Annotated in this window: 30 protein-coding genes; 3 read left to right on the top strand and 27 right to left on the bottom strand. The window is 48.3% G+C overall.

Annotated features, from left to right (window positions below):
- Positions 1–728: 728 nt before the first annotated feature.
- The 26 genes from ACFO8Q_RS17540 to aroQ form a co-directional block, all read right to left on the bottom strand.
- The gene (locus tag ACFO8Q_RS17540; RefSeq protein ID WP_380027363.1) at positions 729–1,571 is read right to left on the bottom strand and encodes a DUF421 domain-containing protein; all 843 of its coding nucleotides are present in this window, start codon (positions 1,569–1,571) and stop codon (positions 729–731) included.
- Between the two features lie 157 nt (positions 1,572–1,728).
- The gene (locus tag ACFO8Q_RS17535) at positions 1,729–2,619 is read right to left on the bottom strand and encodes a polyprenyl synthetase family protein (protein ID WP_380027361.1); all 891 of its coding nucleotides are present in this window, start codon (positions 2,617–2,619) and stop codon (positions 1,729–1,731) included.
- A gap of 2 nt (positions 2,620–2,621) precedes the next feature.
- On the bottom strand, positions 2,622–2,885 hold the full coding sequence (xseB, locus tag ACFO8Q_RS17530; protein WP_380027359.1) for an exodeoxyribonuclease VII small subunit: 264 nt from the start codon (positions 2,883–2,885) through the stop codon (positions 2,622–2,624).
- Positions 2,875–4,245 carry an exodeoxyribonuclease VII large subunit gene (gene xseA / locus ACFO8Q_RS17525; protein ID WP_380027509.1) on the bottom strand — a complete coding sequence of 457 codons (1,371 nt, stop codon included), beginning with the start codon at positions 4,243–4,245 and terminating at the stop codon, positions 2,875–2,877. The genes xseB and xseA overlap by 11 nt, the downstream gene beginning before the upstream one ends.
- A gap of 22 nt (positions 4,246–4,267) precedes the next feature.
- Complete coding sequence (folD, locus tag ACFO8Q_RS17520) at positions 4,268–5,116, bottom strand: bifunctional methylenetetrahydrofolate dehydrogenase/methenyltetrahydrofolate cyclohydrolase FolD (RefSeq protein WP_380027357.1); 849 nt, start codon at positions 5,114–5,116, stop codon at positions 4,268–4,270.
- 71 nt (positions 5,117–5,187) lie between these two features.
- Complete coding sequence (locus ACFO8Q_RS17515) at positions 5,188–6,186, bottom strand: NAD(P)/FAD-dependent oxidoreductase (protein WP_380027507.1); 999 nt, start codon at positions 6,184–6,186, stop codon at positions 5,188–5,190.
- Positions 6,187–6,281: 95 nt separating this feature from the next.
- Positions 6,282–7,238: a Kae1-like domain-containing protein gene (locus ACFO8Q_RS17510; RefSeq protein ID WP_380027355.1), complete on the bottom strand. Its 957-nt coding sequence runs from the start codon at positions 7,236–7,238 to the stop codon at positions 6,282–6,284.
- The gene (gene nusB, locus ACFO8Q_RS17505; RefSeq protein ID WP_380027353.1) at positions 7,235–7,657 is read right to left on the bottom strand and encodes a transcription antitermination factor NusB; all 423 of its coding nucleotides are present in this window, start codon (positions 7,655–7,657) and stop codon (positions 7,235–7,237) included. Before nusB ends, ACFO8Q_RS17510 begins: the two co-directional genes overlap by 4 nt.
- 81 nt (positions 7,658–7,738) lie before the next feature.
- Positions 7,739–7,969: a DUF2273 domain-containing protein gene (locus tag ACFO8Q_RS17500; RefSeq protein WP_380027351.1), complete on the bottom strand. Its 231-nt coding sequence runs from the start codon at positions 7,967–7,969 to the stop codon at positions 7,739–7,741.
- Positions 7,969–8,505, bottom strand: coding sequence for an alkaline shock response membrane anchor protein AmaP (gene amaP / locus ACFO8Q_RS17495; RefSeq protein WP_380027349.1), 537 nt, complete (start codon positions 8,503–8,505; stop codon positions 7,969–7,971). Before amaP ends, ACFO8Q_RS17500 begins: the two co-directional genes overlap by 1 nt.
- 66 nt (positions 8,506–8,571) lie before the next feature.
- Positions 8,572–8,946 carry an Asp23/Gls24 family envelope stress response protein gene (locus ACFO8Q_RS17490; protein WP_380027505.1) on the bottom strand — a complete coding sequence of 125 codons (375 nt, stop codon included), beginning with the start codon at positions 8,944–8,946 and terminating at the stop codon, positions 8,572–8,574.
- 183 nt (positions 8,947–9,129) lie between these two features.
- Complete coding sequence (gene accC, locus ACFO8Q_RS17485) at positions 9,130–10,470, bottom strand: acetyl-CoA carboxylase biotin carboxylase subunit (protein WP_380027347.1); 1,341 nt, start codon at positions 10,468–10,470, stop codon at positions 9,130–9,132.
- Positions 10,471–10,487: 17 nt separating this feature from the next.
- Positions 10,488–10,991 (bottom strand): acetyl-CoA carboxylase biotin carboxyl carrier protein, encoded by a 504-nt coding sequence (gene accB, locus ACFO8Q_RS17480; RefSeq protein WP_380027345.1) that lies wholly within the window; start codon positions 10,989–10,991, stop codon positions 10,488–10,490.
- A gap of 290 nt (positions 10,992–11,281) precedes the next feature.
- On the bottom strand, positions 11,282–11,827 hold the full coding sequence (locus tag ACFO8Q_RS17475) for a SpoIIIAH-like family protein (RefSeq protein WP_380027343.1): 546 nt from the start codon (positions 11,825–11,827) through the stop codon (positions 11,282–11,284).
- A 24-nt stretch (positions 11,828–11,851) separates the two neighbouring features.
- Positions 11,852–12,418 (bottom strand): stage III sporulation protein AG, encoded by a 567-nt coding sequence (spoIIIAG, locus tag ACFO8Q_RS17470; protein ID WP_380027341.1) that lies wholly within the window; start codon positions 12,416–12,418, stop codon positions 11,852–11,854.
- Between the two features lie 13 nt (positions 12,419–12,431).
- Positions 12,432–13,067: a stage III sporulation protein AF gene (gene spoIIIAF, locus ACFO8Q_RS17465; protein WP_380027339.1), complete on the bottom strand. Its 636-nt coding sequence runs from the start codon at positions 13,065–13,067 to the stop codon at positions 12,432–12,434.
- A gap of 4 nt (positions 13,068–13,071) precedes the next feature.
- On the bottom strand, positions 13,072–14,244 hold the full coding sequence (spoIIIAE, locus tag ACFO8Q_RS17460) for a stage III sporulation protein AE (protein ID WP_380027337.1): 1,173 nt from the start codon (positions 14,242–14,244) through the stop codon (positions 13,072–13,074).
- A complete protein-coding gene (spoIIIAD, locus tag ACFO8Q_RS17455) occupies positions 14,241–14,642 on the bottom strand; it encodes a stage III sporulation protein AD (protein ID WP_380027335.1) in 402 nt (133 codons plus the stop codon). The genes spoIIIAE and spoIIIAD overlap by 4 nt, the downstream gene beginning before the upstream one ends.
- A gap of 24 nt (positions 14,643–14,666) precedes the next feature.
- A complete protein-coding gene (spoIIIAC, locus tag ACFO8Q_RS17450; RefSeq protein ID WP_380027332.1) occupies positions 14,667–14,873 on the bottom strand; it encodes a stage III sporulation protein AC in 207 nt (68 codons plus the stop codon).
- Between the two features lie 17 nt (positions 14,874–14,890).
- Positions 14,891–15,409, bottom strand: a complete 519-nt coding sequence (gene spoIIIAB / locus ACFO8Q_RS17445) for a stage III sporulation protein SpoIIIAB (protein WP_380027330.1) — start codon at positions 15,407–15,409, stop codon at positions 14,891–14,893.
- Complete coding sequence (gene spoIIIAA, locus ACFO8Q_RS17440; RefSeq protein ID WP_380027328.1) at positions 15,397–16,422, bottom strand: stage III sporulation protein AA; 1,026 nt, start codon at positions 16,420–16,422, stop codon at positions 15,397–15,399. The genes spoIIIAB and spoIIIAA overlap by 13 nt, the downstream gene beginning before the upstream one ends.
- Positions 16,423–16,603: 181 nt before the next feature.
- Positions 16,604–17,047: a CD1247 N-terminal domain-containing protein gene (locus ACFO8Q_RS17435; protein ID WP_380027326.1), complete on the bottom strand. Its 444-nt coding sequence runs from the start codon at positions 17,045–17,047 to the stop codon at positions 16,604–16,606.
- Between the two features lie 136 nt (positions 17,048–17,183).
- The gene (locus tag ACFO8Q_RS17430) at positions 17,184–17,456 is read right to left on the bottom strand and encodes a YqhV family protein (RefSeq protein WP_380027324.1); all 273 of its coding nucleotides are present in this window, start codon (positions 17,454–17,456) and stop codon (positions 17,184–17,186) included.
- 118 nt (positions 17,457–17,574) lie between these two features.
- Complete coding sequence (efp, locus tag ACFO8Q_RS17425; RefSeq protein ID WP_380027321.1) at positions 17,575–18,132, bottom strand: elongation factor P; 558 nt, start codon at positions 18,130–18,132, stop codon at positions 17,575–17,577.
- 37 nt (positions 18,133–18,169) lie between these two features.
- Entirely contained in the window at positions 18,170–19,237 is a 1,068-nt protein-coding gene (locus tag ACFO8Q_RS17420) for a M24 family metallopeptidase (protein ID WP_380027319.1), read from the bottom strand.
- 16 nt (positions 19,238–19,253) lie between these two features.
- Complete coding sequence (aroQ, locus tag ACFO8Q_RS17415; protein ID WP_380027317.1) at positions 19,254–19,706, bottom strand: type II 3-dehydroquinate dehydratase; 453 nt, start codon at positions 19,704–19,706, stop codon at positions 19,254–19,256.
- Positions 19,707–19,877: 171 nt separating this feature from the next.
- On the opposite strand from aroQ, the gene ACFO8Q_RS17410 reads away from it, so the two are divergent.
- Positions 19,878–20,462: a histidine phosphatase family protein gene (locus ACFO8Q_RS17410; RefSeq protein WP_380027315.1), complete on the top strand. Its 585-nt coding sequence runs from the start codon at positions 19,878–19,880 to the stop codon at positions 20,460–20,462.
- A 291-nt stretch (positions 20,463–20,753) separates the two neighbouring features.
- Positions 20,754–21,281 carry a YhcN/YlaJ family sporulation lipoprotein gene (locus ACFO8Q_RS17405; protein ID WP_380027313.1) on the top strand — a complete coding sequence of 176 codons (528 nt, stop codon included), beginning with the start codon at positions 20,754–20,756 and terminating at the stop codon, positions 21,279–21,281.
- A 50-nt stretch (positions 21,282–21,331) separates the two neighbouring features.
- Here ACFO8Q_RS17405 and ACFO8Q_RS17400 read toward each other — a convergent pair whose 3' ends face one another.
- Positions 21,332–21,580: a DUF1657 domain-containing protein gene (locus ACFO8Q_RS17400; RefSeq protein ID WP_380027311.1), complete on the bottom strand. Its 249-nt coding sequence runs from the start codon at positions 21,578–21,580 to the stop codon at positions 21,332–21,334.
- A 118-nt stretch (positions 21,581–21,698) separates the two neighbouring features.
- Between ACFO8Q_RS17400 and ACFO8Q_RS17395 the strand changes: the two genes are divergently transcribed.
- Positions 21,699–22,364, top strand: a complete 666-nt coding sequence (locus ACFO8Q_RS17395; RefSeq protein WP_380027309.1) for an N-acetylmuramoyl-L-alanine amidase family protein — start codon at positions 21,699–21,701, stop codon at positions 22,362–22,364.
- Positions 22,365–22,380: the final 16 nt, after the last annotated feature.

Raw genomic sequence — 22,380 nt, 5'->3', positions numbered from 1 at the left:
CTCGGCGGTGTCGCCACTCGCCGGACTCGATTACCACTTAGACCACACTATAATCCCCGAGAAGCCACGTAACGAGTACGACAGTCTAGGAGTTTTCCTCAACAATCCCGCACATCTTCCTAGCCTCTTTTGCAACATGTATTTCATACAGCACCGGTGGATCGTTTTTGGCCGAAACGATTCACCTGAACCCTGCAATCCCTACATATCACTCAAGGCAGGCTACGCTGCACACAAGTGTCGTGTCGTCGAAGATCAGTTCACTCGCCATGCAGGTTCATACCCCATGTTGTAGCTATCCACACGAGGGTGTCAAACCACAAAACATGGGCCTCCGCGGAAGTAGGGTCAACGCCCGCATGCCATTGCGGATCGCCCTACAACCTTAACTCCCAGTATCAACCCAAAGCTGGGCGCCTCAAGCCAACACCAGGAACTTCATCGATGTGCCCTTTGACGGATTTTTAGGCCCGCCTTCAGAAGAGGGGGATCGACTAGAATACTGCGCCACCCATCCATGTTGCATCCATTATACCATAGCATGCTTCCGTGACCAATCTTCGCCGGATTGACTATACCCTCATCCGGGGAACACCGTTTACAAAAGAGCTTCCCTATTTCCTTGGCGGAACGATTTTCAAGGGTTTTTGGCTGTTTTATCCCGAAACTGAACAAATCGCATGAAAAAACTCTTCCTGATTGTGGAAGAGTTTTCGAGTAATTCCCTTTTATTTCTCCTTTTGTTCTTCCGCTTGTTTTTTTGTCTGCATCTTATTCAGAGCATTCTTGGTAACTTCAGAGATTCCCGGATTGGTTGCAGCTGAAGGCATAACAGCCGTGGAGGCTTGTTCCGAGCTCATGTATTGTCCGGGAGGGAATTGTCCCTGGAATGCAGGTTCATTGATATCGATTGTTAATGTACCATCGGGTTCAACCTGAACAAGAGAAAGTTTCTTGGCATCCTCGGGATCAAACGCTTGCATCGCCAACTGATCCAACGCCCACTCCCGGCTTTTTTGCAAATAAGACAGGTTGTCATCCAACCATTCCCCTTCCACAATAATTGGAACCGGTAATGAAGCAGGTGCGGTTGCAATATTTAAATCCTTGGGTGTTACTGGAGCATTTTGCGATTTTGGTATTACGGATATCTCGCCCATTTCCTCCAGAATCGCGAATTCAACGTCCGCAACAGTAGAATAACCTTTCACCCGGAGATACCCCAATAACTCCGGGATTGTCATCCTGGCCTGCCGAAGTCCCGTTTCATTAATGTTCCCTTTGCTGATTAATACCGTCGGTTTCGCATGCAGAGCTTGTCTCGCGGTGTTGTTCAGCATTAAGAAGCTGAAAGCAAAGTATACAAGTGCCACGAAGGCTCCCGTTACTACTGTCTGAGTAACGCTACGTTGACTGGACAGAGGAGTTGCCAACATGGATCCAAGGAGTATCACCACAATCAAATCAAAAGCAGACATTTCGGCGACAGCACGTTTCCCCATCACCCGCATTAATGCGAAGGCAATAAAAAACACAATCAGAGCGTTTACGAACCACATGAGAACTTGCATTGTTCCGATCCCCCGTTTTTTTCAGATACAGGATTTGAAAAACGCTTCCGGCTTAGTTTCCGATTTATTCGTCCTGCCTACTCAGGAAATTCCAAGAAAAAAGCGCATCTTCGAGGCAATTCACCCCGCAAATACGCTTGTGGTACACTGTCCTTATTTAAAACTCACGTTTTAAAAGATAGTCCGCAATAGCCTGCAAAACCGTGGTGTCCTGACTGATTTCATTCAGAGATGTCAGTGCTTTTTGAGTCAACTCATGCAATTTTTTTTGAGAAGCCTCCAGTCCATAGATGCCCGGAAAAGTCATCTTACGAAGTGCCGCATCGGCTCCGACGGCTTTCCCGATTTTCGATTGATCGCCAATGACATCCAGAATGTCGTCTTGGATTTGAAAAGCCAATCCAAGATTCTCTGCATAAACAGTAAACTTCCCTAATTCCTGATCGGATGCCCCGGCAAAAATCGCTCCCATTCGAACGGAGGCGGTAAGCAAATCGCCCGTTTTATGTCTGTGGATATAGAGCAAAGTTGCTTCGTCCCCGTTTTTGCCTTCGGCCTCCATATCAGCCGCTTGTCCTCCGATCATTCCCTGAAAACCACTTGCCTTCGATAATTCCCGTATGAGCGCAAGCTGTTCTTTTTCCCTTCCGGGCATTTCGACTGAGGACAATACCTCGAATGCATACGTTAAAAGAGCGTCACCTGCCAGGATGGCCATCGCTTCCCCAAACACTTTATGATTGGTGGGCTTCCCGCGTCGAAAATCGTCATTGTCCATAGCCGGCAAATCATCATGGATCAAGGAATACGTGTGGATCATCTCAATTGCGCAGGCGACGGGAAGAGCTTCTTTATAATCTCCACCCATTGTTTCCACCGCAGCCAAAGTGAGAATGGGGCGGATTCGTTTCCCCCCCGCGAAAAGGCTGTATCTCATCGCTTCCCCTATTGGGTGCGGAGTGTCAAGGGCAGATGCTGTTAAGCGGTCGAGAGCTTCTTCCACTTCTTTGGCGCGATTCTTCAAATATTCGTCAATAAGAAAAGACATTCTTATTCCTCCGGAATGAAAGGCTTCTTGGTGAGACCTGCCGCATCGGCTACCAGCATTTCAATTTTTTGTTCCGCCTGATCAAGCTTTTCTCGACAGATCTTTGCCAGCTTCATCCCTTCCTGGAAACTTGCGATCGCTTGCTCCAGCGGGATCTCCCCCGCTTCCAATTCCCGGACAATTTTTTCCAAGCCTTGTAAAGCATCTTCGAAAGAAAGTTCTTCTACAGTTTGATCAGGTTGTACATTCGTTTTTTTATTCGTCATGGTTGTCTTCCTCCTCAATTCCCCAAACCTGGCAATCCAACCATCCATCCTGCAGCCTGATATTCACCCTGTCGCCGAGCTGCACCTCATTGATACTCCGAACCAAATGCCTTCCTTTTTCTTCGCGATACGCGAGAGAATACCCTCTTTTCATTACGTGGAGAGGGCTGTAGGCATCCAGTTTATCAATCATTCTGTCCAATTGGTGGCCTGCGTTCCCGAGCCTGGCTTCCATCGCGGAAAACATTTTCTGCAGGACAAAACCAAATCTTTCTTCGGTATGCATCACTCGTTCAACGGGCGATTTCTGAGAAAGACGCTGGGTGAGTTCATTTACCCGTTTGCTCCGATTCCCAAGGAGTTTTGTCAGTAACAGTTCAAGTTCATTCTCCGTGTGATCCACATGCTGGCGCAATTGTCGGATTCGGTCTGTTGGACGGGAAAAAACGGGCGACTGCGCCAAATGATCAACACATTTTCGCAAATCGCGCAGTTGATTGGACATTGCCGCAGCTAAACGCTGTTCGGTTGAATCAAGGTGACGAGTTAACTCCAACAGGTGGGGAACAGCTAACTCAGCAGCAGCCGTTGGTGTTGCAGCTCTCACATCGGCTACAAAATCTGCGATTGTAAAATCGGTTTCATGACCGACAGCCGAAATGATCGGAATCCGGGAAGCGAAGATGGAACGGGCGACGATTTCCTCGTTAAAAGCCCAAAGTTCTTCGAGAGAGCCACCGCCGCGGCCCACTATCAGAACATCGATCTTCATCTCGACCATTTCGTTCAGGTGGTCGATTGCATTCGCTATTGTCAAAGGGGCCTCGGTCCCCTGCACCAATACAGGGTATAAAAGCACATGAGCAACCGGGTACCGTCTACGGATGGTCGTTATGATATCTCTGACCGCCGCCCCGGTGGGAGAGGTTACGACGCCAATCACTTTAGGGAATTTAGGCAGAGGTTTTTTACGATCTTCCTGAAACAGCCCTTCTTTTTCCAGACGTTCTTTTAATTGTTGGAATGCCAGAAACAAAGAACCCAAACCGTCCGGCTGCATCTCGTTAACATAAAGCTGGTATTGCCCGTCTCTTTCAAATACGGAGACATTTCCACGGACGATCACCTTCATGCCCTCTTTTGGGAGAAAGGTGAGAGATCGATTCTTCGACGCAAACATGACGGATTTGATTCGACTGCCTGAATCCTTCAAAGTAAAATACATATGCCCGCTGCTGTGATGGGTGAAATTCGATATTTCTCCGCGCACCCAGCAATCCGACAATAAAGGATCCCGTTCGAGCAGGAATTTAATCGCTCCCGTCAACTCCGAAACCGACAAAATCGCTTCTTCGCTTATCCGATTCACTCCCATAAATCCCTCATTCAGAATGACGTTTTGCAGACTCCACCGTGTTGTACATTAACATTGTGATGGTCATGGGGCCAACCCCGCCGGGAACAGGCGTAATCATCGATGCAACTTCGCTTACTTCTTCAAATGCGCAGTCACCAACCAGCTTGCCGTCCACACGATTCACACCCACATCGATAACGACCGCACCCGGTTTCACCATATCGGCACGAACAGTTCCTGCCCGTCCGACAGCCGGGATCAAAATATCCGCTTGTCTCGTAAAGGAAGGAAGGTCTTTCGTACGGGAATGACAGATTGTCACCGTGGCATTCTCAGAGAGAAGGAGCTGCGCCATCGGCTTCCCGACAATGTTGGAACGTCCGATAACAACCGCATGTTTTCCTGCAATCTCCACACCGGACCTTTTCAACATTTGGATAACCCCGTGCGGTGTACATGGCAGGAAGGCCGGAAGCCCAATGTACATATTCCCGACATTCTGGGGATGAAAACCGTCAACATCCTTTCGCGGATCAATTGCAAGAATTACCTTATGTTCCGAAATGTGTCGCGGAAGCGGTAGTTGGACCAAAATCCCATGAATCTTTGGATCTGCATTCAGCTTCTTAATTAACAATAACACTTCTTCTTCCGAAACGTTCTCATCCAAGCGGTGAATTTCGGAATAGAAGTCTAATTCGATAGAAGCCTTCTCTTTTCCTTTTACGTAACTATGAGAAGCCGGATCGTTTCCGACCAAAATCACGGCAAGTCCGGGTTGTACTCCCTTTGCTGCCAGTTTTGCCACCTCATCCTTAAGTTCTGCCCGAATTTGAGCAGACACTTCTTTTCCGCTGATTACGTTTGCAGGCATTTCAAATCCTCCTCAGAAATATGTAAAGTCCACGCTTAGCAGCGTAGACTTTTATTATTTTCAATTCGAATCTATTTCTTGCCAAAACCGGACGAGCTGTGTCCAGGATGCAGCTTGGATTCCGGATCCAGATAAATCTTCGCATTATTGACAGCCGTCGGACCTTCGCCAAAGCCGGTTGCAATGAGTTTGATCTTACCCGGATAGGTGACGATGTCCCCTGCCGCATAAACACCCGGAATATTGGTTTCCCCTTTGGTGTTTACAACGATTGCATTATCCTGAATCTCAAGACCCCAATCCAAAATCGGACCCAGTGATGCGGAGAAACCGAGTGCCCCAATAATCGCAGCCAGTTCAACCGTTTCCTCTGTTTTTTCCTTCGAGTTGACCAGCAGGCCCCGTTCGAGTTTGCCGTTTCCTTCAACCGCTTTCAGCTCGGTAAATACCTTCACTTCTACAGACGAGTTGAACAATTTCCGCACGCTGTCTTCATGAGCACGGAATTGGTCACGGCGATGAATCAAAGTTACTTTCTTGGCGACTGTCTCGAGCATGAGAGCAAAATCAACCGCCGAATCTCCGCCACCGACAACCAAACAGTTCAGACCTTTGAACTTGGACAGATCGTCAATGAAGTATTGAATTCCTTTTCCTTCATATTGTTCCGTATTGGCAGCAGGCAAACGGCGGGGAGTGAAAGCCCCGATACCGCCAGCAACCAGAACAGTCCGGGAATAGTGCACCGAGGTGTTTGAAGTAAGTTTGAATGTTCCGTCATCCTGCTTTTCAAGTCCCGTTACACGCTCATTCAAGCACACGGTAGGATTATACGGCGCCATTTGTTCCTTTAAATTGTTCACCAGATCTTTTGCATACACTTTTGGAAACCCGGCAACGTCATAGATATACTTCTCCGGATATAACTCCGCCAACTGCCCGCCCAGTTGAGGAAGGCTGTCGATTATCTTTGTCGACATATCACGAATGCCCGCATAAAAAGCGGCAAACAGCCCAACCGGGCCCCCTCCTATAATCGTGATATCATATACTTTCCCATCTACCCGCAATCCTTCTGCCACTTGAGTTCCTCCTTGTCGTATCGTGCTGCAAAACGTCGATTCGCTGAATGATACCATTATACTATATCATAACGATCTACCAATCAATTGATTGTATGATAATTGTGTGTCAATAATCCGATTCTCGCCACACCAAAAGCGTTGTCCGTAGAATAGCGGGGATCTGCAAAATAGAGTTGTGCTTTCACGGCCGGATGTTCCAAACGATGTTGAAGACGTTTGCGAATGTGTTGGTTGGCCGCTACTCCGCCAACGATTAAAATCTGACGCAAATTGGTTTCCTCTATCGCTTTTCCCAATACTTTTTCAAGACCTTTTGCTATGCAATTCTCAACCGCTCTTGCAATGGCCGCCGGGTTCCCACCCGATTCCATGTATCTTCTGGCTGCAGTTTCAGGCCCCGAAAGCGACCAATTAAAGCCGCTGACAGGCGATGGCAATCGGATCGAGGACTCGTCTCCTTCAGCTGTGAGGGCCAATTTTTCGAGGTGAGGTCCTGCCGGGAAAGGAAGCCCCAAAGCTACACCAACCCGGTCCACAAACTGACCTGCATGCAGGTCTTGAGAACTTCCCAGGATTTCAATCGCATATCCAGTCGCATACCGTTTCACATGCAGCAAATCGGAAGTTCCTCCGGAAAGATGAATGGCCAGAAACTCATCAGCCGGTACTGGCCCGCTTGTCCCCTCACCCGCTGCAATATGCCCCTCTTGGTGACTCGTGCGATAGAGCGGTATGTTGAAAGCAGCAGCCAGGCTGCGGGCGAGTCCTTCTCCCGCAAGAAACACCGGCATATACGATCCTTCCGACGGTCTAGGCCGTGAAGAAACACAAACTGCTTGCAGTCCGCGTAAATCCCCGATCTTCTCCACCAGATCCGGCAAGTTCTTGATATGTTGAAACAGGGCAGCAGACTGCTGCAACCCTCGTTCCCCTTCTTCCACACTAAGCAGCTTCCGCTGCTCATGCACGATCTGACCGGCTTGATCAATTAAACAAATCGAAGTCGTATAATTACTTGTATCAATCCCGAGGATCATTCCTGTACTGAACCCCTTAATTGATCGAGATCCTGAACCAGTTTGCCGAGAATCCCATTCACAAACTTGCCTGACTCGGCGGTCGAGAAAGCTTTTGCCAGTTCAATCGCTTCGTTTATAATTGCTTTTTCCGGAGTACCCGGCTCATATAACAACTCATAAACAGCCATACGCAAAATGGTGAGATCAACAGTCGGCATCCGGTCAATTTTCCAGCCGACCGAATACTTCTCAATTATGCTGTCGATCCGGGATTGGTTGTTGTGTGTACCGGTCACCATTTTTTCCAAGTATTCTTTGTCGATCTCCTGATTCGTCTCTTCCAGTACATGCCCAATGGCTTCATTTGCGGGTACCTGTCCCACGTTCATCTGAAAAAGGCTTTGAAGAGCGCTTTCGCGCACCTGCCTGCGGCTCATGTGTATCCCTCCGTTTAACTTCAGTGTATTTATTCTTGCCATTATCAAACAAAGAAAAAAGGGCAAGTTCGACTCTGCCCTTTAATCCCGAGATTTATTTGGAATGAGGCGTTCGACAACGGCGCGCCAATCCTCTTGGCTGTCTAACCAACGTCCCACCAAATATCCTAACAGAATAAAACCAGCAAACACCAATGTTTTCCAAAATCCGACACACAAATAGAGCAATCCCAGCAAAGCTCCGACCAACATCCCAAGAGTACGCAGATTCGCCGACTGAATAAAAGACCAGATTTTATTCCAGATCTCCATTATTCTACCCTCGGTCGTGTGGAGACTTTTCCGGCTTGCACCTTTGCCACATCATTCACATATACCACCACATTTTCAACAATGACGCCGGCGGTAGCCTCCACGTAATCCTTTACTTTCTGCTGTACGGATGATGTGATCTGGGGGATGTCCAAGTCGGGGTCCACGGATATTCGGATTGCTAGACGAATCCCCACCTCAGACGGACGAACTTTGGTTTTCAGATCGCTTACGCCTCTAACCAGACGAGTTGCCCGATCTGCCAAGCTTTCCAATGTCTGTGTCGAGATTCGAACTTCTCCATGTTCAGTCTTATGTATGATGGCCTGCGGTTCTCTGGAAGCACCCGTTCGGAAAAAAAGAAAACGCAATGAGACCAAAAACAGGATAACGGCACCCACGAGAATTTCAGTCGAATAATCGGCAAACGATTGACTCAGCCAGTTAAATCCGAAGATTTGAGTAGCCATCAAAAAAGAAAGAAATGCAACCGTCAAGCTGAACAGGAAAAGCAGAATTCGATCCAAGAAACCCAAAGCTTGTCCCTCCTCGAGTTGTATAAAACCCCCCGTGAAAAAAGTCAGTTCCAGGGGGGAAGATGATTATCGAACACGATGAGTGGGTGTGGGGGGCTCTTCTTCTTTTTCCTCTTGTTTGAAGGCTACGCCCAAAACGTGAACATTCACTTCCACGACCTCAAGCCCCGTCATATTCTCAATCGCACGTTTTACATTATTTTGAACCTCTGCTGCAACTTCCGGAATTTTACTGCCAAATTCCGTCACTACAGACAGATCCACAGCACATTGTTTTTCACCAACCTCGACCTTAACGCCCTTGCCGAGGTTCCTTCTGCCAAGCAGCTCAGCAATGCCGCCTGCGACACCGCCGCTCATTCCGGCGATTCCTCTGACCTCTGTTGCAGCCAGTCCGGCAATGATTTCAATCACTTCGGGAGCAATTCGAATCTGGCCCATTTCAGTTACGTCAAATTCCAAGTTATCGATCGTCACTCATAACCCCCCTTTGTTTGTCCGATTAGTATCAATAGTATACCAGAGGGAGTAAAATATGACAATTTTAGAGGGCCCATTAAAGTGACGAGAAGCTTCGAAGTAAATTCCGAGTACTTTAATGGGGACCCGATAAAAAGTCAAATTTTACAATGTATACATTTCTAAGAACTTTGTATTGACGTCCCCTTCAATAAACGCCGAGTGGCGCAAGACTTTCAAATGGAACGGGATGGTCGTCTTAATTCCTTCGATTTGGAACTCCTGCAGGGCGCGTTCCATACGAGCGATAGCTTCCAAACGGGTCGGCCCCCAGACGATCAGTTTGGCAATCATCGAATCGTAAAACGGGGACACCTTGTAACCCGTATAAGCCGCGGAGTCCACACGAACCCCGAACCCGCCGGGCGGGAGATATTTTGTGATCGTTCCCGGGCAGGGCATGAAGTTTTTGTCAGGATCTTCCGCATTAATCCGACATTCGATCGCCCAGCCATTCAATGCCAGCTCATCTTGTGAGAAGGAAAGCTTCTCGCCGGCTGCAACCCGAATCTGTTCTTTAATCAGGTCAATGCCGGTAATCATTTCGGTAACCGGATGCTCTACCTGAATCCGGGTATTCATTTCCATGAAGTAATAATTTCCATGCTTGTCGAGCAGGAATTCCACGGTTCCCGCACCGGAATAATTGACCGCAAGTGCCGCAGCCACCGCCGACTCCCCCATCCGTTTACGCAAATCAGGGGATAAAGCGGGGGAAGGAGCTTCCTCAATCAACTTTTGGTGTCTCCGCTGGATGGAGCAATCCCTTTCCCAAGCGTAGACCGCATTACCATGCTTGTCTGCCATAACTTGAATCTCGACATGACGCGGCTCTTCCACAAACTTCTCGAGATAGACCCCGGCATTGCCGAAAGCGGTCTCCGCTTCCACCTGCGCCATCTGAATCGATTTTTCCAATTCTTCCGGATTGGCGGCGACACGCATCCCTTTTCCGCCGCCTCCGGCGGTTGCTTTCACGATCACCGGATAGCCTATTTGCTTCGCTACATCAAGCGCTTCCCGAATATCCTCGATTAATCCGTCAGTTCCCGGAACACAAGGAACGTTGGCTTTTTTCATCGTATCTTTGGCAACCGATTTGTCGCCCATTTTCTCGATAGCTTCGACACTGGGCCCGATGAATGTGATTCCGCACGCCTCGCAAATCTCTGCAAAATCGGCGTTTTCTGCAAGAAATCCGTACCCGGGATGAATGGCGTCCACTCCTGTTGAGGTGGCAACCGCCATTATATTCGGGATGTTAAGGTAACTCTGCTTGCTTGCAGTAGGTCCCACACAATACGCTTCATCCGCAAGTTTTACATGCAGGGATTCGCGATCCGGTTCGGAATAAATCGCGACAGTCTGGATCCCTAACTCCTTGCATGCCCGAATCACTCGAACAGCAATTTCACCACGGTTTGCAATCAGTATTTTTCTAAACACGATAGCTGCCCCCCGCATTACTCAGGTTTCACAAGGAACAGCGGCTGGCCGTATTCAACCAGTTGTCCGTTCTCTACAAGTACCGCCACAATTTCTCCGCGTACGTCCGCTTCGATTTCGTTCATTAATTTCATTGCCTCAACGATACATACAACCGTTTTTTCGGTAACTTTGGAACCTACGCCAACATAGGGATCAGCATCCGGAGCCGGAGCCTGATAGAAAGTTCCGACCATCGGCGAAACAATTTTATGTAATGTTGGATCTTCTGCGGGTGCAACCGCTTTCTTGGCTGTCTCTTCGACAGCTGGAGCCTGAACAGGTGCCGCAGGGACTGCAGGTGCAGCAGCTTGAATCGCTGCAGGAGCTTGTACAGGCGCCGGTTGAACAACAACCGGAGTTGCAGCGCCATACTCCTTCTTTATGATCAACTTCGTTCCGGCAGCTTCCACATTCAGTTCAGTTACTGACGTTTCGTCAATCAAACGGACAAGTTCTCTAATTTCATTCAGTTTGAACATCGTAGTCCTCCCTTTTACCTGCGTGAACTTTACGCACTATTGGAAAGTATACCACATTCTTGCATAATCTTTCTACACCACGCGGTCGGAGTGCGGAGAGCAACCTCGAACAGAGCCAATCAAAAAAGAAGAAGAGCGCCTTGTCAACCAACGGGCGCCCAACTGGCTAAAGAAAACTTGGCATTCACCAAGTCCTTAGACTTGTGAATGCCTTTAGTTGCGCTTATGTCGATAGGACAAAATTTACAATTTCCTATCGACCAAAAAAGCATCTCTGCTTTTCAAGTATTTTATTGTTTATACGAAACCACAATTTGATGAGCCGGTACGTTCAATTCTTTACTGACGATCATATAGATCTTGGCCGCCTGTTCCTTCGACAGTTGAGCTGCTTGGACGGTGACGGTGATACGATTATCATTTCCTTTGGTGATCAGCGCCTCCTCAAATCCTTCCGCCACTACCTTGCCTTCCGCATTGCTTGCTTTTTCGTTAAATTCTTTGAGCGCATTCAGTTCTTGTTCCGCCTTCACTTTTTGTTCCGTAGTCGTTTTGCTGTCCGCGAGAACATGCTGGAGCTCTTCCATTTTCCTTGAGTAATCATCTTCCCTTTTCAATGCCTCCTCCACAAACCAGTCGCCACCCGTCATGGTCTCCTTATTCTCTGTGGTTTTGCCTTGTTCTTTGCCGCTGTCCTTGGACGGTTGTTCAGTTTTTTTGCCGTCCGTCGTGTTTGCCGGAACCGGTGTGAGAGTGTCGTCGACCGTGTAATACCCGATTACCATTAGAGACAGGATCATCATTGTCGAAAGCCATACCGTTTGACGTTTTGCCATGAGTTTCTTCCTCCTTCAGATCGTTTAATTCGATTTTTTCGGTTGAACTGAAATTCGATGCGACGGAACTTCCAATACCCGCTGCACAGATTCTTTGATCAAAGCTTCAATCCTCGGTTGTTGAGCCCCTTTGGCAACTACCAGAACCCCGCGGACATGAGGTTTAATTGTCCTTACCACAACCGGGTTATCGGGAGATCCTTTCATCATGACCAGTTGTTTATTTTCGTTAACCGTAGTAACCATTCGCTCACCGCCCTGTTTGTCCCGTTCTTGATTCGTTTGCCTGTTGGTTGTCACGTTTTCGGCCAAGACCAGTTCTTCGGTTGAATCCAGGTTCACCATGATGGTGACTTCCGATACTCCATCGATCTGGTTTAAAACCTGTGCCAATTTTTCTTCGTACAGACGCTCGTATCTGCTTATCGTTGAAGAATCGGTGTTCACTACCTTTGTCGCTTCTGCAGTCTCAGATTGCTTGACCGTCTTGGGGGAATTAAAGGATCCGAAGAGGATCAAAATCAGACCCAGTGCAGCCAGAATGTATGTCCACTTGGGAATGCGAGTAAGAAAATTGAAATCGAAATTCATATGTCTCACCCCCTTAGTCGGCCATCCACTTGATTGAGACTGCCGAACCGGAAATTTGGAATCTGGATGCCAAATCTTGCTTGATCTGTTTGGAAATCTTTTCTTGATCTATGGAATCCGCTTGTGGTTTGCCTGGTTCTTGTTGTTTGTCAAGTTGAATGTTGACCGGTTGAACCGGCTGTATTTCACTCCCGGAACGATTGTTTTCCTTTGGGCGAACCTGCAGGCTCAATTCTGTAATTTCGGGAGATGGATGGGACTCATTCAATGGATCCGCAAACCTGGCTTGTACCTGGGTTACTTCTAATGGATATGCGCTTTCCACCTGTTCCTTGACCAGCTTTTCCAACTGGATGTGCAATTGTTCTTGCGCTTGGCGCATTTGATCACGCTGCAGTTTCTCTGCCTTGGATTTTATGGAATCAAAACCAGCAAATTGCGCTCCCGCTTCCGGCCATTGGATCCGGGAAAGATCGAACTTGTTGTCATACAAGGCGGAGATTGGCTTTAACATGGTGACCATGATGACCAGTCCCATCACCACCCTGACGTAGTTCCGCATCGCATTTGTCGGAATAACCAGATCCATTACGACAGCAAACAACAGGATCAGTACAATCTGCAAAAGCCAGGAAGATAAAAGTGCCATTCTTTCACCTCACCATCAGTTGAATGTTGCCCGCCATTAAAATCATGGTGATGGAGAGGAAGAACATGAACCCGACGGTTGCCATAGCGGAGAACACGATGAACAGTGTCTTCCCAATGGTAGCAAGGCATGAGATCACGGGTGAATTCCCGAGCGGCTGCATCAACGCTCCCGACAGACTGTACACAATCGCAAGGCTGATAATCTTGAGTGCCGGAAATGTGCAAATCAGCACCAATACCACCAGACCTGCAACGCCGATGGAATTCTTGACGAGCATGGAAGCGCCGACTACGGTATCAATCGAATCGGAGAACATCTTGCCCACGACCGGAATTAAAGTGGATGTCGCGAATTTGGCTGTTCGTAAGGCAACCCCGTCGGCCACTCCCCCCATCGCCCCTTTTACGGCCATGATGCCAAGAAAGATTGCAAAGAAGGCTCCCAACATCCAATTCCCGGTGGTTCTTAGAAACCCGCCCAACTGGGACAGCTTATAACGGCTGGAGAACTCCGAAACCATCAACAGGACCGCTGAAAAGAAGATGAGTGGGAGCACCACATTGGTGACAAGCCCTGCAAACGTGTTGACGGCAAAAACAACGGTCGGGTAGAGCAGCCCTGCTGATGTAACGGCTCCGGTGGAAGCCATCAGGGTAAGCAAAAGCGGAATGCTCCCCATCATAAAATCGCTCATGGTATTGATCGCTTCTTTGGCGTATCCCGTAGCTGTCATAAAGGAATTGACCGATAGTACGATAAGCGCGATATAGATCACCGAGAAGCCGACCTGGGAAACCGCGTTCCGTTCGAAAGCATTCTGCAAATTTTCCAGCAAGGAGGCCAATACCGCCAGAATCAGGATACTTCCCAACAACATCGAATTCTGTAAGATCTCGAAGAAAAGGAACTTGATCATCCCGAGCAGAACCCCCTTGAGCGAGAACCCTTCCCCCTTCAACAGCTCGAGAATATGCGGTGTGGTCGTACTCGGTAAAAAATCGGCATACTGCTCCACCAAATCTCGCCAAAAGCGGTCAATCTCACTTGTATCGATAGAGGATTCCACATTTTTTTCAGGAGCGATTTTTTGCGCTTCTTCCGCTGCGACCCCCATCGGGGGGGCCGCAAAAGTGAGAAGGAAGACGGTAATCAGGAAGAAAAGCCATTTTCTCATCCGGCTCCCCCCCGAATCATCACCTGCATGATTGTGTCGATCACCACGCGAACAACGGGAATCGCAAGCACCAAAATCAGAATCTTTCCGGCAAACTCAATCTTCGAGGCTAATCCCGACTCCCCCGCGTCCCTGACAAGTTGGGCCCCAAATTCGGCAATGTAGGCAATCGCGATGATCTTCAAAATCACCCCCAGAAGCCTCAGATCCACACGGGCCTGCATCGCCAAACTTTGGATTTCCTCAAAAATCATTCGAATCGGAGGCACCAAAATTACGAATACGAACACACCGGTCAATAGGGAGATCAAAAGAGCGGCGGGAGGAGATTGCCATTTTACCGTGAGTATCAGAAAAGTTGCGATAAGGCCAAGTCCAACAATTTGAAGTATGTCCATGACCGATTCCTTCCTCCAGGTTTCCTATTGGAACCGAAATACACTCGTGATTTCCGACAGCAGGATTTCGAGTTTGCTGAGGACGAGCAGCAATGCAATTGCAATTCCGGTAAGAGTGGTCCAGCTTGCAAACTCTTCTTTTCCCGCGGATTTTAGAACCGTATGCAAAACAGCTACCAGAAACCCAATCCCGGCAATTTGTAAAATTGTACTGACTGCGGCTGAAAACATTTTCCCATCCCCCTGCTTTAATACATGATGATTACGGCAGCCAAGCCCATTAAGGCGCCGAGATATTTCCACATCTTTCCCAACCGGTCCCGCTCATCCCGGGCTGTCGTTTCTTCTGCAGCAAGTCTTTTACAGGTCAGGTGAATATGCTTGATTTGATCCAGACGATCCGAATTCCCAAGCGTATGGCCAAAGGTACACAGGATTTCCTGGTCTTCCGTTTTTAGGTGAAGCTTTGGGCTCCAGCGCAGCACTTGTTCCTGAAAAATCTGCCCGGCCGATCGACCGTCTCCCTGTGATAAAGCGAAACCCGTGTCGGACAGCAGAAGTCCGATTTTTCCGGCGATCCTGGAACCGATTCGAGTCAAAGCTTCCGGCAATGGCGTCGCCCCGTAGGAGATTTCGGTTTCCAGCATTTGCAGGGCTGTAATCAGTTGGTGCAGTTCTTTTGTTCGTTCCGAATAGGAAGCCGCTTTCCACAATCCCAGACCGGTTGTGGCCATAACGAACAGCACGGAACCAATCAATTTGACCATTCGGATCGACCCTCTCTTTGATACAGACGCTGTCCGTTCTTGTCATAAACCCCTTCCAGCGTGACGGGTCCGTTTCTCCGGGACAGAACCAGGAAACGGGAAAACACTTTTGCTTCAAAGAGGGATTGAATCGCAGGGCGATTTTTGATTTCTGCCAGATTATAGCCGTGTGCGGAGGCGATTACATGAACCCCTGCATGAACCGCTTCCTGGATCGCATCGCGGTCTTCTTCCCGCCCTATCTCATCCGTTATTAACACATGCGGAGACATGGACCGGATCATCATTAACATCCCTTGGGCCTTGGGGCATCCGTCCAATACATCTGTTCGAGATCCAACACTGTGTTGAGGAACCCCGTTTACACATCCTGCCAATTCGGATCGTTCATCCACGATTCCGACCTTTAATCCCTTCATCTTGGGGTGAAGGGACCCATCGCTGATTTGACGGGCCAGGTCGCGGAGGAGAGTCGTTTTTCCACATTGCGGCGGCGAAATGATGAGGGTGTTGTAAAGCTTATAGCCCGACGGGTTCATCAGATATTCTTTGACAGGATCGGCAACCCCCTGAACTTGGCGGGCCACCCGGATATTCAAATTCGTAATGTCCTTCATGGTTTGAACGAATCCTTCGGCCGACAAAATCGTCCGGCCAGCCAATCCAACCCGGTGCCCCCCGGCAATCGTCAGAAATCCACGCCGCAATTCTTCTTCCAGAGCATAGAGAGAAGAGCGCGTGAGAAGCTGCAGAGTTTGCGCCACATCCTCTTCGGAGACGCAGTAGGCTTTAGGCAGAAACCGGAAAGGTTGACCTTGCGGATCCAAGTAATAGTCCCCCTGGTGGGTATATACCTGCAGCGGTTTCCCAAGACGGATTCGAATTTCTTCCAAGCTGAACTGCACAGATGGCGGAGTGCGGCTAATGATGCTCCGAATGGCGGGAGCAAGCACAGGCAGGATTTGTTGACGAATCGCAGTTTCGATTTGGTTGCGTGAAGCCGTGGGAAGCATGGTACCCCCTCCTCGTCCACAAGTAGATATTCCATACATATGGACCGGCTTGTTCGTTTATACCGGCTTGGACCAAAAAAATACGAGATTCTCAGTTTGCAATTTGCTATTTTCGTAGTTTAGAAAAAGCAATAAAAATAACCCTCCCCAATCCCAGGGAGGGCTGGCACAAACACAACTTCTATGAGGTGGTAACCGGGCTGTCGTCATTCACCAAAATCGTTTCGTGGCATTCCGGACATAAAACTTCCACAACGTCGTCATCATCAAACACGGTGCAATCTACAAACACTGTTTCCTGGCAGTTCGGACATTCCATTTCCAAGTACTCAATATCGTCGTCTTGCTCTCCATCCTCATCTTCGTAAACCTCATACACGTCTATATCCTCATCGTCGTACTCGCCATAAAAATCGTTTTCCAAATCAGTGAGATCCTCGTCGATTGCACTGACATACTCTTCCAAATCTTCTTGATGGATATTCAGCCTGTCAACTGAATGTATGACAGCGTCCATCAAGTCTATTATTTCAAGCAGTACGCGGCCTTCCGGAGTATTCCGGTTCACATCAAGCCCTGAGGTCAACCCTTTTATATACGCCATGCGTTCTTTTAACTGGTGCATACCTGTTCTCCTTTCAGTCCGTTGTCCCTCACTAGTATCACCCCATCAAAGTGACGGTATGTACAACACCCATTAAAGTGACGTACAACTTCGAAGTTTATTCCGAGTGCCTTGAGAATGGACCCGGAATCAGGTATCACGACCGGACTCCGTACAGAATCAAAGCGACGCCGCACATGACAAGTACCATTTTCGTGAAATCCAGTTTATCGGCCAGCCCGATGAGTCCAATCGTTGTCACTAAAATCAAAACGATGGGTCCAACAAGGGAAAGAAACGCATTCACCGTGACCGCTCGCTCGATTGTCCCGTAATACAGCATTAGCAGAGCAGCTATGATTTCGATGCTGCCGGATAGAAGCCGAAGCCCTGCCATTCCCAATACCAACTTGTCCTCAACGTCAAACATTGCCCCACACCTCATCCCTTGATCCCAACGGACAGACTTCTTCACTAGGAAAATGTATGTGGGCAGCAGACAAGCTAGAACAAAAAAACCGCACTGTCAAAAGTGCGGTTTAATGGTACTAAGCACGGGAAACATATTCACCGGAACGGGTATCGATAATTAACTTGTCTCCCACTTCAATGAAGAACGGAACTTGAACCACATAGCCAGTCTCCAATTTGGCCGGCTTGGATCCGCCAGTTGCAGTATTGCCCCGAATACCGGGATCTGTTTCCACCACTTCCAGTTCAACGGTATTCGGAATCTCGATCCCGATGGCTGCTCCTTCGTACATCATAACAAAGCAGTTCATGTTTTCCTTCAGGAATTGCAGTTCGTATTCCAGTTGGCTTGCAGGAATCTGAATCTGTTCAAATGTTTCGGTATCCATGAAGGTGTAGTTTTCCCCATCGTTGTACAGATATTGCATTTCACGGGTTTCAATTCGGGCACGCGGAACTTTCTCACCTGCATTGAAAGTCATTTCTTTTACTGCACCGGTTCTTACATTTTTCAATTTGGTACGAACAAAGGCAGCACCTTTACCCGGTTTTACGTGGAGGAATTCGATCACCTTCCAAATGGCGCCGTCATATTCGATCGTAACTCCCGGACGAAAATCATTACTTGAAATCATTTAGTTAATTCCCTCCTACTGATGAGTGCCTGAAGTATTAAAGTATTAACAAGTCCTTGATAGAACTGGTTAAAATCTCAATTCCCGATTCGGTAATCACAACGTCGTCTTCAATTCGAACTCCGCCAAAACCGGCCACATAGATGCCCGGTTCAACAGTCACCACCATTCCCGGCTCCAATACATCGTTCGAAAGTGAAGATAACCGCGGTTCTTCATGTATATAAAGCCCGATTCCGTGACCTAAACCATGGCCGAAGTGATCCCCGTATCCCTTGTTTTTTATGATCTCCCTGGCCAAAGCATCCGCTTCCTTCCCGGTCATGCCTGCCTTCAAGTGCTCCAGAGCATACAATTGAGCTTCTGCTACGATGTTGTATATTTCCCGCTGTTTGTCACTCGGTTCCCCCAGCACGACGGTTCGCGTGATATCAGAGCAATATCCTTGGTACAACGCACCAAAGTCCAATTTGACAAAATCCCCTTTTTCCAACACCTTATCCGTAGCCACGCCATGCGGTAAACTGGACCGAGCACCGGACGCCACGATGATGTCAAATGAAGAGCTTTTGGCACCGAGTTTCCGCATGAAAAACTCCAGCTCTACAGCTACGTCCAGTTCCGTAATTCCCGGTTTTAAAAAACCGGTGATATGGGAAAAAGCTGCATCCGCAATTTCAGCAGCCTTGCGAATGATTGCAATCTCATGCTCATCTTTCACCGCCCGGAGTTTTTCCACGATTCCTTCAAGCGGAACCAGTTCGATGGGCGCGAATTTCTCCTGAAATGTGGAGTAGATTGCATATGTAAGATAATCTTTTTCAAAACCCAAGCGTTTGATACCTAACCTGTTCAAATGGGCAAGGATCGTTTCGTGAGCAGAGGAGCCGTGTTTTACCACTTCAAAATGGGGAGCCTGCTCCTGTGCCTGCTCGGTGTACCGGAAGTCAGTAATTAATATGGCATCCTTCCCGGTAATTAACAAGTAACCGGCTGACCCTGTAAACCCACTGATGTACCGTCTGTTCTCAGGCTTAACAATCAACATTCCGTCACACGGTTGCTGGGCAAGCTGTTTACGGAGCTTGACTAACCGTTCCTGCATGTATCAAACCTTCTTTCTATGTCAGTCGCCCGAGTCTCTGCAAGTGGCCAACCAGTGCCAATAATCCCAGTTCATAGCTTTGGATGCCGAAACCGCTGATTTGCCCGACAGCAACTGGTGCTACAACTGAAAGTTTACGAAATTCCTCGCGTGCATGAATGTTTGACAAATGAACTTCAACAGCCGGAATCGGAACCGCACTGAGCGCATCCCGAATTGCAATACTATAATGAGTAAAAGCTCCCGGGTTAATTAAAATCCCTTCGGCAGAGCCAATGGCAGAATGAATGCGATCGATAATTTGTCCTTCGTGGTTTGACTGAAAAAATTCCAATTCAACAGAGTGCTGATTCCCGAGTTCCGTTAATTGACGGTTAATATCCTCCAACGTAGAGGTTCCGTAAATTTCCGGCTCCCGCTGCCCCAACAGATTTAAATTCGGTCCATGAATAACTACAATCTGAGCCATGACAATTTACCTCCAAAATTCACTTTGTCATTGTAGCACAATTTTTGTGTAAAGAGTAGTGAGAACCACAAGTCCAATTCATGTCGGGAGTTATCCCCGTCCCATAGCACATAGCACTGGGGATTTTGTTATAATGGTAACGTACTGATAATGTGAGGTGAGCCAACATTTATGACAGAGATCTGCCTGGTGCGGCATGGAGAAACGCTTTGGAACCGGGAATCCCGGCTGCAGGGTTCAAAAGATGTCCCTTTGTCAGAAGCGGGGATTGAACAAGCGCGGATTGCGGCTGATCAACTGTCAAAAGAGACCTGGGATGTCTTATATTCCAGCGATCTGTCGCGGGCAAAACAAACGGCTGAACACGTAAACGAGCAACTGAAAGTGACGCACTTTATTGAACCGGGACTTCGGGAACGGAATTACGGGATATTGGAAGGTATGACACGGGCAGAAATTGATGCACAATACCCGGGAGCCCTTTCCGATCCGACTCAACATCAGATTCCAGGTTTGGAAACATACGAAGAGCTTAGGCAACGGATAAAAAAATCGGTTGAATCGATTGCCAAGCGCCACGACGGCAAGCGCATTCTCATCGTTACACACGGAGGATCGATCAACGCTTTCCTGCACGCCATCACGGGTAAGCGTGCGGAGCGGATTGGAAACACTGCTATTACTCGGGTTCGTTTCGACAATGCGCGCTGGTATGTTGATTGTATCAACGATTGCTCTCATTTAAATGTAAATTAGCGGTGTCCCCACAGTAAAGGCGTGTCAAACTGTTTCCAGTTTGCACGCCATACTTATTTTTCCACCTGGTACAAATTCCACCAAGTCCCCCTAACCTCCCGGGTAAAAGCTATCTGTCCGGGTGATAACCCCAATCCCACCTGAATTACATTCAGAAACAGGAGCCTCAATATCGTCAGTAACTTATTTTACAAATCGTCCCCGGCACGCCCGATATCGACGGTATGCCTTTTCTATTTTTGGTGATAGTAATAAACGGAAAAAACACTGATATTAAGGAGTGATTTCGCAATGCATGGAAACAAGATCAGGATGTTGACTGTTTTCCTACTGGCAACTGCTTTGATGGCCGGCTGCACTCCGGCTCAACCTCGGGCTCAACGGTATCCGGGAGCACAAACTCCGGCCCCGGGTGCCCCGGTCCCGCCTCCGCCCCCCTCCCCAGCGCCTGACACGGCTCCTCGGGTGCAAACGACTGACACACCTGTCAGAGATGCGCAAAATATTGCAAACGCATTGGTTGGAAAACATAATATTAGCCGTGCCAATGTGCTTGTAACCGATCGCACTGCCTATGTGGCAGTAGACATTCCTTATACCGGTCGGAGTCAAGCCATGACTGACCGGTTTAAAGACGAAGTGGCGAATGAAGTGCGTCGGGTCGATCCGAGTATTCAACGGGTGTACGTTTCGGCAGATGCGGACGTATTTGATCGGTTCCAGGGATACACCAATGATATCCGCGCAGGACGCCCAATCCAGGGAGTGTACGAAAGATTCACAGAATTTGTTCAAAGGATTTGGCCGCAGCAGAGATAGGTTTATATGTATCAGATGAAAAGGAGAGCCTGGGCTCTCCTTTTCGACGGTTACGACCGGTTCTTTTGATTCGCTTGCTGCTGAGCCTGCTGATTCATCTTGTACTGAGGCTCCTGTTGTTCCATCTGATTTACCCGCGAACGAAGCGGGGTAATAATTTGTTGTTCCATCGTGTTGGCAAGCTGGGAATACATTTGTTTCGCTTGCTGGTTGTCCGTGTCCAAGGCAAATGTCTTGAAGCTTGCCAGTGCCGATTCACAAGATGCCAAAGTCTGATGAAGTTTGGTTCCTACTGTCATTGAAGTGCCTCCTCAGAGTGTATTCGGGTTTCCCCTTTGTTACTATCGTCAGAATGACAACCGCTTATAAGGAGAAAATATTGGAAAATCAAGGTGGTCTGAGGAAGGAGCAATCCATGTGAGAATCATTCTGGTTCTGTTCGCGCTGTTTTTATTCACCAATGGCGCAATGGCCGAAACCATACGGAAACCCGTCATCGTCATCGACCCGGGACACGGAGGCATTGATCCCGGTACGCAAAGCGCGGACGGGACAGTTCTCGAGAAAGACTTGAATTTGCAAATTGCCAAGAAGCTCGCCAAGAAACTCCGCAAGGAAGGATTTCATGTGGAGTTGACCAGAGAAACGGATGAAGACGCAACAAAATTTGCCCCAACAGACCGAGGATGGGGCCGCCATAAACGCGATCTGTTCGGTCGGGTGGAAGCTGCAAACCAAAAACATGCAACCATGCTGATCAGCATACACGGGAACCACGGTACCACGTACAATCGCGGTTCAGTTCTGTATTTCAACACACGCTCGTTCGAGAGTTACATGCTGGCAGCAGAGCTGCAAAACCGTCTCAATACTGTATCAAACAAGTATTATCTCCCGCGCAACGGGAACAGTTTTTTTGTGATTCGGAGGCCTGATTTCCCCTCTGTTCTGGTGGAATACGGGTATCTGTCAAATCCTGTTGAACTCGCTAAGCTGCAAACGGACGCCTATCAAGAAAAATTGGTCCAAGCCATGAGAGACGGGATCGCTCATTTCATCACATTGTATCATGTTCCAAAATGAAAAAGAGGGGATCCCC

Source organism: Effusibacillus consociatus (assembly GCF_042652925.1).
In the GTDB taxonomy this organism is placed as follows: Bacteria; Bacillota; Bacilli; order Tumebacillales; family Effusibacillaceae; genus Effusibacillus; species Effusibacillus consociatus.
This window is presented reverse-complemented; position numbering and strand designations above follow the sequence as displayed.

Bases quoted from the DNA above. Each gene is read 5' to 3' on its own strand.
- ACFO8Q_RS17540 (WP_380027363.1), bottom strand. From the start codon at position 1,571: ATGCAAGTTCTCATGTGGTTCGTAAACGCTCTGATTGTGTTTTTTATT.
- ACFO8Q_RS17535 (WP_380027361.1), bottom strand. From the start codon at position 2,619: ATGTCTTTTCTTATTGACGAATATTTGAAGAATCGCGCCAAAGAAGTG.
- xseB (WP_380027359.1), bottom strand. From the start codon at position 2,885: ATGACGAATAAAAAAACGAATGTACAACCTGATCAAACTGTAGAAGAA.
- folD (WP_380027357.1), bottom strand. From the start codon at position 5,116: ATGCCTGCAAACGTAATCAGCGGAAAAGAAGTGTCTGCTCAAATTCGG.
- ACFO8Q_RS17510 (WP_380027355.1), bottom strand. From the start codon at position 7,238: ATGATCCTCGGGATTGATACAAGTAATTATACGACTTCGATTTGTTTA.
- nusB (WP_380027353.1), bottom strand. From the start codon at position 7,657: ATGAGCCGCAGGCAGGTGCGCGAAAGCGCTCTTCAAAGCCTTTTTCAG.
- ACFO8Q_RS17500 (WP_380027351.1), bottom strand. From the start codon at position 7,969: ATGGAGATCTGGAATAAAATCTGGTCTTTTATTCAGTCGGCGAATCTG.
- ACFO8Q_RS17490 (WP_380027505.1), bottom strand. From the start codon at position 8,946: ATGGGCCAGATTCGAATTGCTCCCGAAGTGATTGAAATCATTGCCGGA.
- accB (WP_380027345.1), bottom strand. From the start codon at position 10,991: ATGTTCAAACTGAATGAAATTAGAGAACTTGTCCGTTTGATTGACGAA.
- ACFO8Q_RS17475 (WP_380027343.1), bottom strand. From the start codon at position 11,827: ATGGCAAAACGTCAAACGGTATGGCTTTCGACAATGATGATCCTGTCT.
- spoIIIAG (WP_380027341.1), bottom strand. From the start codon at position 12,418: ATGAATTTCGATTTCAATTTTCTTACTCGCATTCCCAAGTGGACATAC.
- spoIIIAF (WP_380027339.1), bottom strand. From the start codon at position 13,067: ATGGCACTTTTATCTTCCTGGCTTTTGCAGATTGTACTGATCCTGTTG.
- spoIIIAE (WP_380027337.1), bottom strand. From the start codon at position 14,244: ATGAGAAAATGGCTTTTCTTCCTGATTACCGTCTTCCTTCTCACTTTT.
- spoIIIAD (WP_380027335.1), bottom strand. From the start codon at position 14,642: ATGGACATACTTCAAATTGTTGGACTTGGCCTTATCGCAACTTTTCTG.
- spoIIIAC (WP_380027332.1), bottom strand. From the start codon at position 14,873: ATGTTTTCAGCCGCAGTCAGTACAATTTTACAAATTGCCGGGATTGGG.
- spoIIIAB (WP_380027330.1), bottom strand. From the start codon at position 15,409: ATGGTCAAATTGATTGGTTCCGTGCTGTTCGTTATGGCCACAACCGGT.
- spoIIIAA (WP_380027328.1), bottom strand. From the start codon at position 16,422: ATGCTTCCCACGGCTTCACGCAACCAAATCGAAACTGCGATTCGTCAA.
- ACFO8Q_RS17435 (WP_380027326.1), bottom strand. From the start codon at position 17,047: ATGCACCAGTTAAAAGAACGCATGGCGTATATAAAAGGGTTGACCTCA.
- ACFO8Q_RS17430 (WP_380027324.1), bottom strand. From the start codon at position 17,456: ATGTTTGACGTTGAGGACAAGTTGGTATTGGGAATGGCAGGGCTTCGG.
- efp (WP_380027321.1), bottom strand. From the start codon at position 18,132: ATGATTTCAAGTAATGATTTTCGTCCGGGAGTTACGATCGAATATGAC.
- ACFO8Q_RS17420 (WP_380027319.1), bottom strand. From the start codon at position 19,237: ATGCAGGAACGGTTAGTCAAGCTCCGTAAACAGCTTGCCCAGCAACCG.
- aroQ (WP_380027317.1), bottom strand. From the start codon at position 19,706: ATGGCTCAGATTGTAGTTATTCATGGACCGAATTTAAATCTGTTGGGG.
- ACFO8Q_RS17410 (WP_380027315.1), top strand. From the start codon at position 19,878: ATGACAGAGATCTGCCTGGTGCGGCATGGAGAAACGCTTTGGAACCGG.
- ACFO8Q_RS17405 (WP_380027313.1), top strand. From the start codon at position 20,754: ATGCATGGAAACAAGATCAGGATGTTGACTGTTTTCCTACTGGCAACT.
- ACFO8Q_RS17400 (WP_380027311.1), bottom strand. From the start codon at position 21,580: ATGACAGTAGGAACCAAACTTCATCAGACTTTGGCATCTTGTGAATCG.